The sequence below is a fragment of the Methylobacterium sp. WL103 genome, from assembly GCF_008039885.1.
GTDB classification, from domain to species: Bacteria; Pseudomonadota; Alphaproteobacteria; order Rhizobiales; family Beijerinckiaceae; genus Methylobacterium; species Methylobacterium cerastii.
In genome coordinates, this window is the sequence record NZ_VRUX01000394.1 from 1 (window position 1) to 4,046 (window position 4,046).

Annotated in this window: 4 protein-coding genes; 3 read left to right on the top strand and 1 reads right to left on the bottom strand. The window is 69.6% G+C overall.

Annotated elements, in window-relative coordinates; translation table 11 throughout:
- A partial coding sequence (locus tag FV222_RS19145; RefSeq protein WP_147815405.1) for a PBP1A family penicillin-binding protein occupies positions 1 to 2,164 on the bottom strand: 2,164 nt, incomplete at its 3' end.
- Positions 2,165 to 2,424: 260 nt separating this feature from the next.
- Here FV222_RS19145 and FV222_RS19150 point away from each other — a divergent pair.
- The 3 genes from FV222_RS19150 to FV222_RS19160 all read left to right on the top strand — a co-directional run bounded on the left by FV222_RS19150 (position 2,425) and on the right by FV222_RS19160 (position 4,006).
- A complete protein-coding gene (locus tag FV222_RS19150; protein ID WP_147754646.1) occupies positions 2,425 to 2,916 on the top strand; it encodes a YcgN family cysteine cluster protein in 492 nt (163 codons plus the stop codon).
- Positions 2,917 to 3,042: 126 nt separating this feature from the next.
- Entirely contained in the window at positions 3,043 to 3,645 is a 603-nt protein-coding gene (locus FV222_RS19155; protein WP_147815406.1) for a TetR/AcrR family transcriptional regulator, read from the top strand.
- 133 nt (positions 3,646 to 3,778) lie between these two features.
- The gene (locus tag FV222_RS19160) at positions 3,779 to 4,006 is read left to right on the top strand and encodes a hypothetical protein (protein ID WP_147815407.1); all 228 of its coding nucleotides are present in this window, start codon (positions 3,779 to 3,781) and stop codon (positions 4,004 to 4,006) included.
- Positions 4,007 to 4,046 lie beyond the last annotated feature (40 nt).

Genomic DNA, 4,046 nt, shown 5'->3' on the forward strand with positions numbered 1-4,046 from the left:
AAGTTGACGCCGCGTCCGTCGAAGTGGGCGCCCGCTCGACGGTGCGGAACAGGCCGTTCAGGCCGCCGATCACCTCGAAGCTGCGGCGCGAGAGCTTGCCGTAGCTGGTGGCGGCCGGGTCGGTGGGGGTCGAGGCGGCGGCCTGGGCGGCGGCGGCGTTCGGGGCCTTGAGCCCCGGCAGCGGTTTTAGCTCGATGCCCTGGTGGGCGACCTCCAGCACGTCGTGCCAGGCGGTGGCGGGCAGCGAGCCGCCGGTCATCTTGTTGGTCGAGGTGTGGTCGTCGTTGCCGAACCAGACCGCGGCGACGTAGTTGCCGGTGTAGCCGACGAACCACGCGTCGCGGTAGGCGTTCGTGGTGCCGGACTTGCCCGCGACCTTCATGCCTTCCAGCTGCGCGCGGCGGCCGGTGCCCTCCTCGACCACCTTGTTCAGCATGTAGTTCATGTCGGCGACGACCTGGGTCGAGAGCACCTGCTCGGGCTTCTCGTCGTCGTGGCGGTAGATCACCTCGCCGCTCGAATTCTTCACCTCGGACGCCGCGTAGGGCTTGGCCTTGCGCCCGCCGTTGGCGAACACCGCGTAGGCGGCGGCCTGGTCGAGCACCGTGACCTCGGCCGAGCCGATCGGCAGCGACACCGAGTCGACCAGCGGCGTGGTGATGCCCATGCGGTGGGCCGTGTCGATGATCTTGGCGCGCCCCGCCTTCGCGGCCTGGAAGTCGCCCTTGATCCCGAGGCCCTTGCCGATGGCGATCGAGACCTTGATCGGGATGGTGTTGATCGATTTCGCCACCGCGAGCCACATCGGCTGGCGCCCGGAATAGGAGCGGCCGTAATTCTGCGGGCACCAGTTGCCGAGGCAGACGGGGCTGTCGACGACCACCGTGTCGGGCCGGAACAGGCCGGAGTTGAGCGCCGCCGCGTAGACGTAGGGCTTGAACGACGAGCCGGGCTGGCGCAACGCGTCGGTGGCGCGGTTGAACTGGCTCTCGCCGTAGTCGGCGCCGCCGACCATGGCGCGCAGCGCCCCGTCGGGATCGAGGATCACCATCGCCGCCTCGTCGACGTCGTAGGCCTCGCCGGACTTGCGCAGGATGTCGGCCACCACCTGGTCGGCGCGCTTCTGGATGCCGAGGTCGAGCGGCGTCTTCACCGTCAGCACCCGGTCGTTCTTGAACTTGCCCGCATCCGCCATGGCCTTGATCTCGCCGAAGGCCCAGTCGAGGTAGTAGTCGGCGGTGATGTCGCGGGTGCGCGTCACCGGCGTCGCCGGGTTGCGCAAAGCCGTCTGGATCTGCCCTTCGGTGACGAAGCCGGCCTCGACCATGTTGTGCAGCACGTCGACGGCGCGCGCGCGGGCCGCCGGCAGGTTGACGCTCGGCGCGTACTTGCTCGGCGCCTTGAACAGGCCGGCCAGCATCGCGGCCTCGGCCAGGCTGATGTCCTTGAGCGGCTTGCCGAAATAGTAATCCGCCGCCGCCACCGCGCCGAAGGTGCCGCCGCCCATGTAGGCGCGGTCGAGGTAGAGCTTGAGGATCTCGTTCTTCGTCAGGTGGCTCTCGAGCCACAGGGCCAGGAACGCCTCGTTCACCTTGCGCTCCAGCGAGCGCTCGTTGGTGAGGAACAGGTTCTTGGCGAGCTGCTGGGTGATCGAGGAGCCGCCCTGGGTGCTGCCGCCGCCGCGCGAGTTGTTGACGAGCGCGCGCAGCGTGCCGATCGGGTCGATGCCCCAATGCTCGTAGAAGCGCCGGTCCTCGGTCGAGACCAGGGCCTTGATCATGATATCGGGGAATTCGTCGAGCTTGAGCGAGTCGTCGTGCTTGATCCCGCGCCGCCCGACCTCGGTGCCGTAGCGGTCGAGGAAGGTGACCGCGAGGTCCTGGGCCTTGAGCCAGTTGTCGCTGGTGAGGTTGAAGGCCGGCTGCGCCAGCGCGAGCATCAGGATCGCAGCCCCCGTGCCGAGGGTCACGCCCTCGCTCGTCAGGTCGAGGGCCACCCGCTTCCAGCCGCGGAAGGCGAAGACCTTCATCCGCTCCTGGAAGCGGCCGTAGACCGCGCCGCCGGAGACGCCGCTGTCGTACAGGCCCGCGTTGACCCAGGCGTCGAAGGCCAGCGACGCGTGCTTGATGCGGGTGAGGAGGCGGGAGACGTTCGGCAGGCGCACGACGGGGTTCCGGCTCCTTGAGACGCCTCGACGGACCCGCGGACGAGGGGACCGTACCCCTCTCTACCAAGCCGCGGGGCCTTTCGCGAGATGGAACGCGGCCTGCGCGGCGATGGGTCCGGCGGGCGCCGGGGAAAGGTCGCGTCAACCTTGATGGCGGATTGGGGCGCCCCGGTGGCCGGGTCGCGGCCGGGTTGCACCCGCGCCCGCCTTGCGGCACAGGGGGCGCTTCAGCCCCTGTCACGTGAGAGGTGTTCCCGATGGGGAACCCCAAGCCCGCCCCCGCGGGCGCCGCCCTGCCGTTCTGGCGGGAGAAGACCCTCGAAGCGATGACGCCGGCCGAGTGGGAGAGCCTGTGCGACGGCTGCGGCCGCTGCTGCCTCTTGAAGCTCGAGGACGACGACACCGGCGAGGTCCACCACACCGACGTCGGCTGCACCCTGCTCGACGGCCATGCCTGCCGCTGCCGCGACTACGCCAAGCGCCAGGTCCGGGTGCCGGATTGCGTCCGGCTCACCCCCGAGGCGGTGCGCACGATCCCGTGGCTGCCGCCCACCTGCGCCTACCGCCTGATCCGCGACGGCGAGCCGCTGTACGACTGGCACCACCTGATCTCGGGCTCGCGCAACAGCGTCCACGACGCCGGCATCTCGATCCGCGGCCGGATGGCCGGCAACGAGGAGGAGTTCACCGACGACGAACTCCCGGACCGGATCGTCGAATGGCCGACGGCGACACCCGGAAAGCGGTAGCGGCGAGCCGCACGGCCGCGTTTCGACCGAGGCAAGCGGCGCCTGCGAGGCAGCCTGCCGAGCCCTTCGCCAAAAAAGTGAAAGCTGCCTCTAGACGACCGGTCTAATTCGGCCTATCTCACCGTCATGCCACGCGACGCCGCACACACCGACACCCGCCAAGAAATCCTCGACACCGCCTACGGCCTCGTCGGCGCGAAGGGGTTCTCCGGGGTCGGCCTCAACGAGATCCTGACCACGGCCGGCGTGCCGAAGGGATCGTTCTACCATTACTTCGGCTCCAAGGAGGCCTTTGGCGAGGCCCTCTTGGCGGACTACTTCGAAGCCTACCTCGCCGACCTCGACGCGACGCTCGCCGAACCGGGCCTGAACCAGGCCGAGCGCCTGATGAACTACTGGCGCAAGTGGCAGGCGACGCAGGGGAGCATCGACTACCAGCGCAAGTGCCTCGCGGTGAAGCTTGCGGCGGAAGTCTCGGACCTGTCCGAGGCGATGCGCCTCGCCCTCAAGGGCGGCACCGCGGGGATCATCGAACGGCTGTCGCACGCCATCGCGGCGGGCGTGGCGGAAGGGTCGCTCACGGTCCAGGGCGAGCCGCAGACGACTGCCGAAGACCTGTACCACGTCTGGCTCGGTGCGAGCCTGATGGCCAAGATCGTCCGGACCGACGCCCCGTTCGAGGCCGCCATCGGGACGACCCGCCGCCTCCTCGGCCTCGCGCCGCACTGAACCCACCCGCGTTCCAACGATCCCGAGACAGTATCCTTTTACGCCGAAGTTCGAGACGACCGGTCTACTCGAAACGAAAGCCAGGCATCGTCCCCGGGCCGGCGGGGAGCCAGCAGCCAGACGGAGACATCCGATGCCCCACCCCACAAAGACGATCGTCGCCGCCACCCTCGCCGCCGGGCTGATGGCGCTCCTCACCCCGCGGGCCGCGACCGCGCAGGAGCGGATCACCCTGGAGACCATCGGCGCGGTCCGCATGGTCCGGTTCGAGGAGGTCCGCGGCGCGAACCCGGAACTCCGCCCCGCGCCAACTGCGACGGCGCCCGATCCGGCCGCCGAACGCCCCGTGAAGGCGCGCTAACCTCCACCCGCCTTCCCCGACTCGCCGCCCCGCGCGGACC

Bases quoted from the DNA above. Each gene is read 5' to 3' on its own strand.
- FV222_RS19155 (WP_147815406.1), top strand. From the start codon at position 3,043: ATGCCACGCGACGCCGCACACACCGACACCCGCCAAGAAATCCTCGAC.
- FV222_RS19160 (WP_147815407.1), top strand. From the start codon at position 3,779: ATGCCCCACCCCACAAAGACGATCGTCGCCGCCACCCTCGCCGCCGGG.
- FV222_RS19150 (WP_147754646.1), top strand. From the start codon at position 2,425: ATGGGGAACCCCAAGCCCGCCCCCGCGGGCGCCGCCCTGCCGTTCTGG.